The organism is Denitrobacterium detoxificans, from assembly GCF_015062615.1.
Classification (GTDB): domain Bacteria; phylum Actinomycetota; class Coriobacteriia; order Coriobacteriales; family Eggerthellaceae; genus Denitrobacterium; species Denitrobacterium detoxificans_A.
Window position 1 is genome coordinate 108,749 of sequence record NZ_SUUH01000007.1, and the last position, 14,595, is coordinate 123,343.

The 14,595-nt window shown below is 59.7% G+C and carries 10 protein-coding genes and 1 pseudogene; 7 read left to right on the forward strand and 4 right to left on the reverse strand.

The window, feature by feature from the left end; genetic code table 11:
• Positions 1 to 435: 435 nt before the first annotated feature.
• Positions 436 to 1,896 (reverse strand): LuxR C-terminal-related transcriptional regulator, encoded by a 1,461-nt coding sequence (locus tag E7002_RS08530; RefSeq protein ID WP_303728474.1) that lies wholly within the window; start codon positions 1,894 to 1,896, stop codon positions 436 to 438.
• Positions 1,897 to 2,221: 325 nt separating this feature from the next.
• Between E7002_RS08530 and E7002_RS08535 the strand changes: the two genes are divergently transcribed.
• Positions 2,222 to 3,832 (forward strand): FAD-binding protein, encoded by a 1,611-nt coding sequence (locus tag E7002_RS08535; RefSeq protein WP_303728475.1) that lies wholly within the window; start codon positions 2,222 to 2,224, stop codon positions 3,830 to 3,832.
• 177 nt (positions 3,833 to 4,009) lie between these two features.
• Here the strand turns inward: E7002_RS08535 and mnmA are convergent, their stop codons facing one another.
• Entirely contained in the window at positions 4,010 to 5,098 is a 1,089-nt protein-coding gene (gene mnmA / locus E7002_RS08540) for a tRNA 2-thiouridine(34) synthase MnmA (protein WP_303728476.1), read from the reverse strand.
• On the reverse strand, positions 5,095 to 6,273 hold the full coding sequence (locus tag E7002_RS08545; RefSeq protein ID WP_303728477.1) for a cysteine desulfurase family protein: 1,179 nt from the start codon (positions 6,271 to 6,273) through the stop codon (positions 5,095 to 5,097). The genes mnmA and E7002_RS08545 overlap by 4 nt, the downstream gene beginning before the upstream one ends.
• Positions 6,274 to 6,755: 482 nt before the next feature.
• On the opposite strand from E7002_RS08545, the gene rplM reads away from it, so the two are divergent.
• Both rplM and rpsI read left to right on the forward strand, forming a co-directional pair.
• Positions 6,756 to 7,190: a 50S ribosomal protein L13 gene (gene rplM, locus E7002_RS08550; protein ID WP_066664045.1), complete on the forward strand. Its 435-nt coding sequence runs from the start codon at positions 6,756 to 6,758 to the stop codon at positions 7,188 to 7,190.
• A 3-nt stretch (positions 7,191 to 7,193) separates the two neighbouring features.
• Complete coding sequence (gene rpsI, locus E7002_RS08555) at positions 7,194 to 7,586, forward strand: 30S ribosomal protein S9 (RefSeq protein WP_303728478.1); 393 nt, start codon at positions 7,194 to 7,196, stop codon at positions 7,584 to 7,586.
• A gap of 196 nt (positions 7,587 to 7,782) precedes the next feature.
• Here the strand turns inward: rpsI and E7002_RS08560 are convergent, their stop codons facing one another.
• Positions 7,783 to 8,022, reverse strand: coding sequence for a type II toxin-antitoxin system prevent-host-death family antitoxin (locus E7002_RS08560; protein ID WP_303728479.1), 240 nt, complete (start codon positions 8,020 to 8,022; stop codon positions 7,783 to 7,785).
• Positions 8,023 to 8,222: 200 nt separating this feature from the next.
• Here E7002_RS08560 and E7002_RS08565 point away from each other — a divergent pair.
• From E7002_RS08565 to E7002_RS08580, 4 genes and pseudogenes are all read left to right on the forward strand, one after another.
• A pseudogene (locus E7002_RS08565) lies at positions 8,223 to 8,705 on the forward strand (class I SAM-dependent methyltransferase); the annotation flags it as partial.
• Between the two features lie 469 nt (positions 8,706 to 9,174).
• The gene (locus E7002_RS08570) at positions 9,175 to 10,164 is read left to right on the forward strand and encodes a helix-turn-helix transcriptional regulator (RefSeq protein WP_303728480.1); all 990 of its coding nucleotides are present in this window, start codon (positions 9,175 to 9,177) and stop codon (positions 10,162 to 10,164) included.
• Between the two features lie 163 nt (positions 10,165 to 10,327).
• On the forward strand, positions 10,328 to 12,094 hold the full coding sequence (locus tag E7002_RS08575; RefSeq protein ID WP_303728481.1) for an amidohydrolase: 1,767 nt from the start codon (positions 10,328 to 10,330) through the stop codon (positions 12,092 to 12,094).
• A 294-nt stretch (positions 12,095 to 12,388) separates the two neighbouring features.
• Entirely contained in the window at positions 12,389 to 14,479 is a 2,091-nt protein-coding gene (locus tag E7002_RS08580; RefSeq protein ID WP_303728482.1) for a glutamine synthetase III, read from the forward strand.
• Positions 14,480 to 14,595: the final 116 nt, after the last annotated feature.

Consider the following 14,595-nt stretch of genomic DNA (forward strand, 5'->3'; position numbering starts at 1 on the left):
ACCCCGGGTACAGCGCGTTTTTGTTTGCTTTCGCAGTGCCCCCGATGGGCCACGCGCCCCGCCGCCCGCTTCGCGGGCTGGGGCAGGCCATCCCGGGGCTGCGCCTGGCGCGGGTACGTTCGAGCCGGGGTCCGTCCCGGGGCCGTTCGGGTCGACGGCCGGGGGTTTCGTCCCGCTCGCTTTCGCGTTGCGAAAGCTCGCCTATCCGGGTTGGGGTTCCGTCCCGCTGTTCCGCCCTGCGGGCGGAATGCGCCCACCCGGGTTGGGGTGTCTGTCCCGCTCGTTTTCGGCAGGGCCGAAAACTCGTCTTCCCGGGTCGCGCGTCCCGTCCCGCTCGCTCTCGCCGGTGGCGAGAGCTTCGCAGCCTGGGCTGTGGGTGTGTCCCGCTGTTCCGCCCTGCGGGCGGAATGCGCCTATTCCGGTTGGGCGAATGTGCTAGTCGAGGGGCTGGAGGCCGTCGATGGCGAGCTTTTCGAAGAGCTCTTCGCGCGAATGGATGTCGAGCTTCTGGTAGATGTGCCTGATGTGCGCCTTGGCGGTGCCGTTTGCGATGAACAGCTCGCGCTCGATGATGCCCACGGTCTTGTGCTGTGCCAGCAGCAGGAGCACTTCCGACTCGCGCGTGGTGAGGCCGTATTCCGAGGCGAGCGAATGGCAGCGGTCGGCCACTTCCTGCTTCTGCACGATTTCGCGGGTGGCTGCCGTCTGGTCGAGGAACGTGGCGCCCCAGCGGCTGGAAAGGTCGCGTTCTGAAAGGAACACGAGGGTGCCGCCTAGCACAGCGCAGATGCCAATGGCACCCACCACGTAGGTGCCGTCGATGGCACCCAGCGCGAAGGTGCCTGCTGCCCAGCTGAGCGTGCGTCCTAGGCACATGAGCAGGATGCGCACGCCGCGTTCGATGCCGAAGAGCCATACGGCTGAAACGCCGTAGCGGTAGCAAATATTGCTGCAGATGAGCATGATGAGGATGGACATGGCAGTGTAGCCGCCTGAAATGCATAGATTGGAAACCGCCGCACCCGAAAAGCCCAGAGAAGGAATGATCAGAAGCGCCACGATCATAAGGGGCAGGGCCATGCGGTAGATGATGTTGAAGTCGAACTTGTCGCCCAGCATGAGTACGCCGCCGAATACCACGCACGCCACGATAACGGTACCGGGCGCGGAGTGCGGCCCGAAGAAACTGGAGTACAGGGGCTGTTCCAGCGTGCCATAAGCGAACGCGTAGAGCGCCATCATGAGCACGGCTTTCCAGGGTACGCTGAAGCGCACCCAGGTGGTGCTGGGAAGTTCGGCCTTCGGCAGCTGCCCAAACGAGCGGCGCACGAGCGTCAATGAGGTCAGGGGTAGAAGCATTGTGAGCGTGAACAGCCAGGGCAGCTTGAAGCCCTCGAAGATGTAGATGGTCAGGGCGCCCACGATGATGGAGGCGGAATAGTACATGGCCACGCGCAATGGGTTCAGGCAGCCGTAGAGTTCACTCCAGAGCAGGATGGTGAAACCGATGCCTGCGCCACCCAGCAGCGCGCAGGGCAGGCCCAGAAGTGACGCGTATTCGGGCGCCCATATGGATGCGAACATGCCGCAGGTGGAAAGGGTGAGCATAACCGCGCTGGCTACGAATATGGGCTTGCGGCGGTACAGTGGCCCGATGCGCTTCGCCAGCAACATACATATGAGAAGCATGCCGCTTGTGGTGAAATCGAACGTATCGCGTAGCGTGAACGTGGCGGCGGGGTAGTGCACGAAAGACCCCACGAAGACGATTTCGATCCACGCACGGTAAATGCCAAGCCCCAGAAATGTGAGGGGTATGGCGGGCAATCTATCGCGCCAGGTGCGTTTTCCACTCGGTTCATCGGTGCCGGTTACGGCAACGCATTCTTCAGACATTCCTTTTCGATGCGCTTGTCGCGGCGCATCCTTCCTCCCACCCAGCATTTTAGCAAAGGTGAATGCCCTACGCACTTACTCTGTTTCCGCAGGTCGGTAGGGGGTTATATGAGGGGGTTAGAGAAATAACCCCGCAAAAAGGGTGCTTGGTCGATGCATGGAGGATATGTGAAGGCCTATGGTGCAGGAGTCGGCGGGACGCCAGCCTGCAGCCAGCGCTTCCGCCGACTCCCAAAAGCGGGCGGGAACCGCTTGGGGGAACGGCCGGCGGAAGGGCCGCCGGCGAGAGGGGCCCCGGGTAGGGGCAATCCACAGGAGGGAAACTATGAGTAACATTTCGAGGCGCGATCTGTTCAAGTTCGGCGGCGTGGCCGCGGCTTCCATGGCGGGCGCAAGCGCGCTTGCGGCATGCTCTTCGCCCAAGGGCGCGAGCGAAAAGGCCGCCAGCACCAGCGCTACGGCCGATGGTCTGCCGAGCTTCTTCGCTTCTCCCGATCCCATCACCGACATTGCGGAAACCAAGGATTACGAGATCGTGGTCATCGGCGCTGGCGCCGCAGGCGTGCCCTGCGCGCTTTCCGCCTTCGAAAAGGGCGCCAAGGTCGCTCTGCTGCAGAAGGAGAAGACCGCTATCAGCCAGGGCAACACCTGCGACTCCATCGACATCGCGAACAGCGATCCGGCGGGCGTGCAGGCATGCATTTCGCTGACCACGCAGGACTGCTGCCATCGTACGCGTCGCGAGCAGGCCGAGCTGTGGGCCAATAACTCCTACGAGGCCCTGAAGTGGCTGTGGGACATTGCCCAGAAGGCCGGCGCTCAGACGGTGGACACCACCGCTAAGTGGACGAGCGCCATCAAGACCATCGATGGCTACAACGTGAACTACTTCGCGTTCGACTTCGGCCCCAAGCCCTACAACACCGGTAACGGCATGCGCGACGTGGCCAAGTACGCCGAAGACCAGGGCATGGAAATCTTCTACGAGACCCCGGCTCAGCAGCTGGTCGTGGAAAACGGCAAGGTCACGGGTGTCATCGCCAAGGCGGACGGCAAGTACGTGAAGTTCAACGCTTCCAAGGGCGTTGTAGTTGCCACCGGTGACTACGAGAACGACGACGACATGATGGCCTATTACAATCCCGATATGGCCAATCTGTACCGCAAGGAGCAGAACAAGACCGGTGACGGCCAGAAGATGATGGTGTGGGCGGGTGCCCGCATGGAATCCGTGAACGGCTCCAAGGTCATCCACGACTTCGATGCCGGCCCGGGCTCCATGGCCGACATGCCGTTCCTGTGCGTGAAGAACGACGGCACCCGTTTCTGCAACGAGCAGCGCTCGAGCATGGCCGTTATGGGCAACTTCCTCACCAGCGAGGAAGACGCCGGCTGGTACACCCAGGTGTTCGACAGCGACTACATGACCGCCTGCGCTGAGTGGCCGGGCAAGCTGGTCGATCCCGAGGGCATGAAGGCTTACATGCCCGAAGAGAGCGGCGAGAAGAAGGGCGTGTACGAGAACCTCATCAACACGTACAAGGCCGACACCATCGAAGAGCTGGGCAACAAGCTGGGCCTGACCGATGTGAAGACCTTCGTGAAGACGGTCGAGCGCTACAACGAGCTGGCCGCCAAGGGCGTCGACGAGGACATGGGCAAGGCCGCCAAGTGGCTTGCGCCGATTGCTACGCCTCCGTTCTACGGCATCCATCGTCACGTGGGCGTTTCCACGGTCATCCATGGTGTGAACGTGAATGGCGAGATGCAGGTGCTCGACAAGGATGGCAATGTCATCGAGGGCCTGTACGCCATCGGCAACTGCGCCGGCAACTTCTTCGGCAGCCCCGACTATCCCATGACGGTGCCTGGTCTTTCCCTGGGTCGTGCGCACACGCAGGGCTACGTGGTGGGTCGCGCTCTGGCCGACAAGTAGTACGGAATCCTTCGGTTGGGGCGTCGTTTCCCTTACGCGCTTAGCGCGACGACGCCCCGCCTCCTCTGCGATCTTCCCTTGTCGCCCGCGTTATTACCCTCCCACGCGGGCGACGTTTGGTGTGTGGGGCGGCCGTTTCGGTCGTCCCGCTTTGTGTTGTATGGGGGTGGTTGGCGGTTAGCGGGCGATTCCTCCGCCTAGGCAGATGTCGTCATCGTAGAGCACCACGGATTGGCCAGCAGCCACGCGTTCGTGCTCTTCCTCGAACGTGAAGGTGGCCTCGCTGTCGTGCGCTTGCAGATTGCCCCAGGCCAGCTGGCCGGTATGACGGGTGCGTGCAAGATAGCGGCCGGGTGCGGGGGCGCTGCTGGCCACCCAAGACGTGCGGTCGAGGGCGACCTCGCGCTCGCCGCGTTCCAGCGATTCCTTGCTTTCGCTTACCAGCACTACGTTCGCATCCATGTCCTTGCCCACGACGTACCAGGGTCCTCCGGAAAGGTTCAGGCCCTTGCGCTGGCCCAACGTGTAATAGATAGCTCCTTCGTGCGCGCCCAGCTTCTTTCCCGTTTCGGCATGGATGATGTCGCCGGGCTTCGTTTCCACGTACATGCGCAGGAAATGACGGATGCTTGCTTCGCCCACAAAGCAGATGCCCTGGCTGTCGGGCTTGTTCGCGCTGGGCAGGTCCCTTTCGGCTGCCAGTTCGCGCACCTGGGGCTTCGTGAAGTTGCCCAAGGGGAAGATCGTGCGATCGATGGCGTGCTGCGTCATGCGGTAGAGGAAGTACGTCTGGTCCTTGTGCGCATCGGCGGCGCGCAGCAAGTGGCGGTCGGGCTGCGGCAAGGCGAGCGTATGTGAGCCTTCGAGGGTGTTCCATTCGGTGCGCGCGTAGTGTCCCGTGGCGATGAAGTCGAAGTTCTCCTCTTCGGCTGCCTGCAGGAAGAGCCCGAATTTCACATCCTGGTTGCACATGACATCAGGGTTGGGCGTACGACCTGCGGCGTATTCCGCCACCATGTAGTCCACCACGTCGCGCTTGTACGCTTCCTGGAAGTCGTAGACGCGAAAGTCGATGCCCAGCCGCACGGCCGTGCGCTTCGCGAAAGCCAGGTCGTCGGCCCAAGGGCAACGAGCGCCCGGTACGTCGAGCGTCCAGTTCTTCATGTAAGCGCCGGTGACGTTGAATCCGGCTTCCAGAAGCAGGGCTGCGGAAACGCTGGAATCAACGCCGCCGCTCATGCCCACGAGTACGCTTGGCTTGCTCATCGGGCCATCCTCTCGTATTCGCTGTGGATGGCCGCGGAAATAAGCTGGGCTGCCACGACGGTGTTCTCGCGCGTGGACAGATGCCCCAGTGTAAGGCGCAGGCTGCCATCGGCCAGCTGCGGGTCCATGCCGATGGCTTCGAGCACGTGGCTGCGCGTGTCCTTGTTCGCCGCACACGCCGCGCCCGTGCCTACGAGCACGTTCTTCTCTTCCAGCAGGAACACGATGCGCTCGGCGTCGATGCCGGGGAACGAGATATGCAGGTGCCCGGGAAGGCGGTGCTTCTTGTGGCCCGACACCACGGCCTGCGGAAACTCGCGCGTGAGGTAGCGCTGCAGCCCGTCGCGCAGCACTTGTAGGCGTTCGGCCTCGAACTTGCGGTCCTCTACGGCCAGCGTGAGCGCGCGGGCGAACCCGACGGCGCCGGCAACGTTTTCGGTACCCGAACGCAGGTTGCGTTCCTGGCCGCCGCCGTGCACGAGGGCGTGCAGGATCACGTCGGGCTGCGCCCACAGCAGGCCCACCTGCTTGGGGCCGTAGATCTTGCCGGCGTTGCAGGTGAGCATGTCGACGCCCAGGCTGCTGATGTTTATGTTCGTTTGCCCTGCTCCCTGGCTTGCGTCGCAGTGCAGGAACAGGGGAGTGTCGTCGCCGGCTTGCAGGCGGCGCAGACGTTCGGCGCGCACGATTTCGGCGATGGTGCGAATAGGCTGGATGGTGCCCAGCTCGTTGTTGGCGAGACCCACGCTGATCAGGCGCGTTGTAGGCTTGATGGCGGCTTCGATTTCCGCGGGAAGCACGCGACCCGTGGGCGTTACGCCAACTAGGGTGTGGTCGTGAGCCTTTGCGCTGGCAAGAACGCTTGCGTGTTCGATGGCGGTGGTGATGACGTGGGCGTCGCTGGGGGTTCCATCGGGGTTGTCCAGGCAGGTGAATGCCAGGTTGATGGATTCGGTGGCGCCCGCCGTGATGATGATGTCGGCGGGTTTGCCGCCGATGGCGTGTGCCAGGTCGGCGCGAGCTTGCTCGTATGCGCTGCGCACGGAAACAGCTGGCGCATAGGGGCTGCTCGGGTTGAAGAACAGCTCGGTCTCGAAGGGGGCCATGGCGGCGCGCACGCGCGGGTCCATTGGCGTGGCGGCGGCGTGGTCCAGGTAGATTATCTGCTGAGGCATGCGTCCTCGTGTTCTCGTGATTGCGAAAAGGTATTCGAACTATACCCTATGAATGCGGTGAGGGCGTGGAGACGCGCACGCGCAACGCGCGCTATAGGGGCGGGTTGATATCCTGGTGCGCGTTTCGTGCGATTTGATGTTGCGCGAACGCCCCAATATGTGGGTTCCATTTAGAGGTGGAGCACAAGCGGGGAACGGAATCGTGTGCAATATACGGAAAAATGGTTCAACGGGCGTATGCTCGTATTGCACTTCGTGCATCAGGGAACTACACTACAAAAGTTCGCTTTCAGAAGCCCCGTACAGCAGTGCGAATGCGGAACGAAACGGAAGGTCGTCCAGGGCCGGAAATTCGTGTTCGGAGTAGGATCCCGACATCCGTGTGTGCCTGCACTTTTGGAAAACGACACCCCTTGGGTTCGTTTGCGGCTAAGCTTCAGAAGCCGTTTGCGAGCACAAGGAACGTAATTGGAGGAAACAGAGTGAAGACGTATTACGCCAAGCCCAACGAAGTTGAGCGTGAGTGGGTCTTGATCGACGCTGAGGACCAGGTTCTCGGCCGCGTTGCCACCAAGGCTGCCACCATTCTCAAGGGCAAGAACAAGCCTCAGTACACCCCGCATGTCGACACCGGTGACTTCGTGATCATCGTGAACGCCGACAAGATTCGTCTGACCGGCACCAAGGCCGCTCAGAAGGAGTACTTCCGTCACACGGGTCATCCGGGTGGTCTGAAGAGCGAAACGTTCGCCGAGGCCATGCAGAAGCACCCCGAGCGCGTTATCGAGCATGCTGTTAAGGGTATGCTCCCCAAGAACACGCTGGGTCGCGCCATGGGCATGAAGCTCAAGGTTTACGCTGGTCCCGAACATCCGCATATGGCTCAGAAGCCCCGTCAGATTAGCTTGGAGGATTAACCAATGGCAGGTGAAGCAATGTATTACGGCACCGGCCGTAGGAAGAATGCCGTCGCTCGCGTTCGCCTGGTGCCCGGCACCGGCAAGATCACGGTGAATGGCAAGGACGCCGCTGTCTACTTCGGTCGTCAGCAGCTGGTCGATTACGCGGCCGCTCCTTTCAAGGTTACCGATACCGTTGAGCACTTCGATGTTATCGCCCTGTGCAACGGCGGTGGCATTTCTGGTCAGGCCGGCGCTCTGCGTCACGGCATTTCCCGCGCCCTGCTCGAAGCTGGCGAATATCGCGCCGAGCTCAAGAAGGCTGGCTTCCTGACGCGCGACAGCCGTATGGTTGAGCGTAAGAAGTACGGTCTGAAGAAGGCTCGTAAGCGCCCGCAGTTCAGCAAGCGCTAGTTCTGGTGGCACGGGAGGCCCTTGTGCGAACCGCTGCGTTGGCCTAAGCCAACTTGGGTTCGCGGCGGGCCTCCCGCACTCACCAGAATCGAATGCCCTGGCATGTGCTGGGGCATTTTTTGTTGGGGCGTTGTTTTGTCCCGCTTGAAGCCCTGGCGTTTGCCAGGGCTTCTTTGCGTTTGGGGTTGGCGTATTGCTAGAAGAGTGAACGGGTTATTTCGGTGCCTGCCCAGCCGTTTTCTTCGCCGGATTTGCGGCCGGCTTCTAGTTCGGCGAGTAGGCGTCCTTCGGCTGCGAGTTTGTCGTAGTCTTCCATGCTAAGAATGGCGTATTTGCCATGGCCATTCTTCGTGAGAAAGACTGGCTCACCAGGCGCGACTTCATCGAGCACTTCCGTGTAGCTTCGAAGGGAGGATACGGGCAGTATTGCAGGCATGGTGACTCCTCTGCTGTAAAACTTGTATGATAATATTACAGCACTTCGGTCAGCATGATTTGGTTTGTTATCGTTACGTTCTGCTTTTCGCCAGGCAATCCCTCGTTTGCTACGGTGCAGAAGGTTATGAATGCATTGGGGTATACGTTCAGTGTGGTTAAGCTTGCCTAACTTTAGCGGTATCGTCTAGGTGCACCGACTACTCCGAGGGCATGTTGCGGCAGGTGCGTAAGAAGTGCGCTTCCCTTGGCAACGTTACGATTGAAGCGGCGAACATCCTTCAGCTGCCGTATCCTGAAGACTCGTTCGACAAGGTCATCGCGGGCAATGTCATCCATCTGCTCGACGACCCGCTTGCCGCCCTCGGCGAGCTCGATCGCGTATGCAAGCCGGGCGGTGCGATCATCGTTCCCACGTACATAAATAAGAACGCGAAGGGCGACGACGGGGCGTTCTCGAAGGCCGTGGGGAAGGCGGGCGCAGATTTCAAGCGCCAGTTTTACCTCCGATTCGTATCGTCGTTTCTTCGAGGATGCTGGGTACCCCAGCGTCTCGTGCATCTTCATTTCGGGGCGCGTGCCCTGTGCCCTTGCGGTTATGCGGAAGCAGTAGGCGGTTCTGCCGGTTTGCGCTTCGCTATGCGCCGTTGGGGTGGCCTTCGAAGGCTTTATGTCGTGGGGTAGGGCTGCTGCGTTGGTCTAGCCATCCTTTTGCGGCGTGAATTGCGGGCCAAACGCACGCTCGAGCCTGAATCTTTCGTCCTAAGACCCATGCGCCTTCAAAATGGGCAGAATTGGCCGGCAAAATGTAAGAAATGTCGTCATTTACACGTTTGCTGATGGTTGTGTTTGAAAAAGGGAAAACGCGACCTGGGGCAATGCTGACTCGAGGGCGTGCGGTGCTCTCGATGGCTGCGTTCGAGGGGTTAAATCGCGGGGGCTTACGTGTAGAGCGTTACATTTTTTCAAAAACGACCCTCGCTTTTGCTCAGAATGCTACCTTCGTTGTTGTGGGTGGTTAACGTTGAATTGTGAGTTCAGCAGTTCGCTTGTCACGGGGCTTTGGATGGTTTGCAGTGCAATGGTTTCTCCCTTAACCCGCTTACCGGGGCTATTTCACGAATCGAATGGGCGACGAGTATACTGTTGCCTCATGGAAATCGCCTGGTACATATACGCGATTTTGCTCTTGGGCGTGACGGGTGTCGCTTGTGTTGCCGCGATTTCGGTTTGGATGCTCACGCGACGACGTGATTGTCTTGTCGCGGCAGTGGGCTTCTTCGCGTACGCCCTCGATACGACAATCATCTTTTTCGATGAGTACATTCGTGTGAAGCCAGTGGGCGACGAGTTCGTTGTTGGCGTGCTCATACATCCCCTGTTGCAGGTTCCCTTGAGCGCATTGCTGGTGCTGTGCGTGTGGTACTGGGTCCTTGCCCGTTGCCATGTACGGGTGTCGCAACTAGTTGCAATTGGCGCGAGTGCGGGCGTTCTTGTGGTGCTGTGCCTCGTTGCGCCTGTTGAGGGGTTTGCGGACCGCGTGCGCTCGATGCTGTATTGGGGACTTCGCGATCTAGGCGTTATTGGTGCTCTGGTCTACGCGTTTTGGTGGTATCGCCATCGTGCGAATGCGGCAATCCGTGCCGATATGGCGGGACATCGTGTGGTGTTTGGGGCATGCGTTTCGCTTGCCGCGCTTATGCTCGCCGAGGATGTGGGTAACATACTGCTTACGGGCGCTGATGGCGTCTTTGGGCTCGTGGGAGGTATGGCGTGGCACCTGACCGAACGCAACGTCAGCGAAAACGTAATGATCGTCTGCTGCGCAGTGTGGTTCGTTGCGTATGCTCGTCGCTTGATGAGTGTGTTTTCGCATCGTCCCGCGCTTCCCGCAGACGAGCGGCTTTCCCATGCAATGAGTGATGCTTTCGAAAGCAAGCTTTTGGTGTTCGTGGACGAACACGGTCTCTCTACTCGCGAGCTGGAGGTTCTAAGGCTGGTCCTGAATGGGAACGATGCTCAGAACATAGCGAGCAAGCTTGTCATATCCGTGGGAACGGTTAAGTCGCATTTGCATCGCATATATAAGAAGACGGGTGTTTCCGGTCGCGACGAATTGATCGGCGTATTTTGGCGGGCGTGATGCGTGTGCAAAACGGTCGTTCTTTTCCGCAGTTCACAGACGTGTAAACCAGATTCTATTTGCCAGGCGGGGGATATAAACTCGCGGGATTAGGTAGCGGTGTGCCATGCTGCGCCCATCTGGGAGAGCGCCATAGGGCGCAACTCGAGGAAGGGAGTGGCGTATGCCGAAATCATGTACCCGCCGTTCGTTTGTCGTTGCATCGAGCCTTGCATTGTCTGGTGCAATCGTGGGAGGGTGCGCGAAGGGCGCAAGCTCTTCTGGCGCGGAAAAGAAGGCTTCTGCGCAGGACGTGGACGCAGCCGACTTGGTCATCACCAATGCAATCGTCCGGACGATGGTCGACGAAAATGACGTGGCGGAGGCGATTGCCGTTGCGGGCAATACCATCGTTTACGTGGGCGATACCGCAGGCGCCGAGGCGTATGTGGGCGAAGAGACGAAGGTACTCGACCTGGAAGGCGGGTTCGTCTCGCCCGGCTTTGCCGACGGGCACCTGCACATGCCCGCCGCTTCCTTAGACGAAATGTTCAATTGCGTGCTGACGGAATATTCCACGAACGAGGGATACGTAACGGCCCTGCGTAAGCACGTCGAAGCGAACCCTGATAGGGATGCGTATTTCGGTACGAATTTTGCGTTGAACGTGTATCAGCAGCCCGATGGGTCGAATCCAGGCCCGGACAAAGCCGACTTGGATGCCATTTGCCCCGATAAGCCAATGATTGTGTATGACGTATCCCATCATAGCGTGTGGGTCAATTCGAAGGCCCTCGAGTTGGGTGGCGTGACGAAGGACACGCCCGATCCCGAGGGTGGCTTCATCTATCGTGAAGCCGATGGCTCGCCGCATGGCTGCCTTACCGACACCGCCGCTTCTCTCATTCCCATTTCCCAACAGTTCACCGAGGAGCAGCTCATTGCCGGCTGCAAGGATTTCATTGCCAAATGCAACGCCTATGGCCTGACCGCCATTACGGATATCGATACCATAGGCCCAGATGCGATGCGCATTTTGCATGAGCTGGAGGAGTCGGGTGAGCTTACGTTGCGCATTAACTGCGTACCGACTTGCGCGGTGGGTACCGACCCTGCGGATACGCTCGATCTTATTCGCGATAATCAGAAGTATGCTTCCGAGATGCTTACGAGCAAGACTGTTAAGATTTTCGCGGACGGGGTGACCGAGAGCGGAACCGCATGGATGCTGGAGCCCTATACCGAGGCAGCCCAGATGGGCGACGGCTGGTGCGCAGTTCCGCAATGGAGCGACGACGACATGAATGCGAATGTGCGGTTGTTTAATGACGCAGGCATTCAGGTGCATATTCACGCAATTGGGGATGCGGCGGTGCAGCAGGCGGTTACCGCGTATGAGAACGTGGCGAATCCGAAGCTGCGCCACACGATCACGCATGTGTGCGCCATTACCGAAAGCGATATTCAGCGTATGGCGAAAAACGATATCCTTGCGGCGCTTCAGTTCGTGTGGATGTATCGCGACTCGCTTGCTGAGCTGGAGGTTGCCTATGTGGGCGAGGAGCGTGCCATGGCGTTTTATCCGACTCGAAAGATGGCGGATGTGGGCATTCGCATTTCCGGCGCGTCTGATGGCCCCGTGACGTCGTTCAACCCGCTCGAGGAAATGGAGGCGGGCGTTACGCGCAACTCCCCGTTTCCGGGCGAAGAGGACACCGACATGCATCGATGGCCGGAGCAGGCCTTCACCCAGTACGAAATGCTCGAAGCCTACACGAAGAACGTTGCGTACCAGAATTTCGCGGAAGACTTGGTGGGAACCATCGAAGTGGGCAAGCGAGCGGACTTGGTGTGCCTCGACACGGACATCGTATCGTGCGACCCTAAGCACATGAGCGACGCCCGCGTGCTGTTCACTATTTCCGATGGACGCATTGCCTACGAAGGCTAGCCTAAGGAGAAGCTCTTTTACTCAAGGGCAGACGCAGGCGCCGCTGGGGGCTCGCCTCCGGCGGTGCCTTGCATTGCGTCATTGCATGAAACGGCCTGTGTTATACGGCATTTTACGAACTTGCAACCAGTATGAAACATTGCTCTTGTATGTTTGCCTAAGCATGGTGAGGAAAGACTTATTTCCGTGGTATCGTAGCCAGAAACCATGACTATAGCGGGCTACAGTGCTCGCGCATTTGGTTGCCCGTAGGGGCGGCACCGTGTTAAGCCTATGAGTGAGGAGCACAACAGGATGTCGGATATCGAAGCAATCTACGGTTCGATGGTGTTCAACGACGCCGTCATGGAGGATCGCCTGCCTAGCGATACGTATGCGGAGCTTTCGCATACCATCAAGGAGGGCAAGCCGCTCAACATCGAGCTGGCGAATGCGGTCGCCCATGCCATGAAGGAATGGGCCATCGAAAACGGCGCTACGCATTACACTCATTGGTTCCAGCCTCTTTCGGGTATCACCAGCGAGAAGCACGACAGCTTCATGGAGCCCGTTGGCGACGGGCGCGCCATCACGAAGTTCCGCGGCAAGGAACTCATTCAGGGCGAACCCGACGCCTCTAGCTTCCCCAACGGCGGCCTGCGCGCCACGTTCGAGGCTCGCGGCTACACCGCTTGGGATCCCACCAGCTATGCGTTCATCAAGGACGAAGTGCTGTGCATTCCCACGGCATTCTGCAGCTACACGGGCGAGGCCCTCGACAAGAAGACGCCGCTCCTGCGTTCCATGAAGGCCATTTCCGACCAGGCCAATCGCGTTCTCGAGTTCTTCGGCGAGGGCGGTCATCATATCATCACTACTGTGGGTGGCGAGCAGGAGTATTTCCTCATCTCCGAAAAGGACTACGCACGTCGTCAGGACCTCATGCTTACGGGCCGCACGCTGTTCGGCGCTGCCCCCTGCAAGGGCCAGGAACTTGAAGAGCATTACTTCGGCGCCATTCGTCCCACGGTAAACGAATACATGAAGGAGCTCGACGACGAGCTGTGGAAGCTGGGCGTTGCCGCCAAGACGAAGCACAACGAAGTTGCTCCTTGCCAGCATGAACTTGCTCCCATTTTCACGAACGCCAATCGCGCCATCGACGAGAACCTGCTCACGATGGAAAAGATGAAGCTGCTCGCCAGCCATCACGGTCTGGTATGCCTGCAGCATGAAAAGCCGTTCGAGGGCATCAACGGCAGCGGCAAGCATAACAACTGGTCCATCAGCTACGGCAAGACGAACCTGCTCGAGCCGGGCGAGTCTCCCGCCGACAACCTGCGCTTCCTGGTGTTCCTTACCTGCGTTATCGAATCGGTCGACGAATATCAGGAGCTGCTGCGCATGAGCGTGGCCAGCGCTGGTAACGATCACCGCCTGGGCGCCAACGAAGCTCCTCCGGCCATCATCAGCATCTTCCTGGGCGATGAACTCGGCGCCATTGTGGAAGCGCTGATCAACGACCGTCCGTACAAGTCGGCCGAGCGCGTGGCCATGGACCTGGGCGTCGACGTGCTGCCGAACTTCCTGAAGGACAACACCGACCGCAACCGTACTAGCCCGTTTGCCTTTACCGGCAACAAGTTCGAATTCCGTATGCCGGGTAGCCAGGTGAACCTGTCCGACTGCAATATGATTCTGAACACTGCCATGGCCAAGAGCCTGAAGTCGTTTGCCGACGCCATGCAGGGTCTGGAAGGCGCCGACTTCGAGGCTGCCGCCCTGAAGTACATCAAGCAGGTGCTCACCGACCACCAGCGCATCGTGTTCAACGGCAATGGCTACGGCGACGAATGGCCCATCGAGGCCGAGCGTCGCGGTCTGGCGAACCACAAGAACACTGCCGAGGCGCTGCCTTGCTTCGTCGACCAGAAGTCCATCGACCTGTTCGCCGAGTTCGGCATCCTGAGCGAAGGCGAAGTTCGCAGCCGCTACGAGGTCAAGCTCGACAAGTACACCAAGACGCTCAACATTGAGGCGAACGTTATGGAGCGCATGGTGCGCCGCAACTACATTCCGGCCATCAACGCCTACGCCACGAAGATCGCCAAGGGCATCACGGCCGTGAAGGAAGCTCTGCCCTCTGCCGACCTGGCCGATCAGGAAGAGCTGCTGCAGCGTTTCCTCGATGGTCTGAAGGCCGTCAACGTTGCGTACAAAGCCCTGAAGGAAGAGCATGCGGCTGCCGAGGCTATCGAAGATAGCCAGGAGCAGGCCAACGCGTATGCTGCGAAGGTCGTGCCGGCCATGGAGGCCCTGCGTGCCGAGGTCGACGCGCTGGAATGCATTACCGACCACGGTTACTGGCCCGTTCCTACGTACAACGACATCCTGTTCTACGTGTAGGGTGCGTGCCTGGCGGCGTAGTGGATGTGCCGCGGCCCGAAGGGTTATTCCTGGTAGGGGTTGCATCGAGCGACTTGGCTGTAGCGTAGCGCGAGGGCGCGCAACGTGCGCAGGCG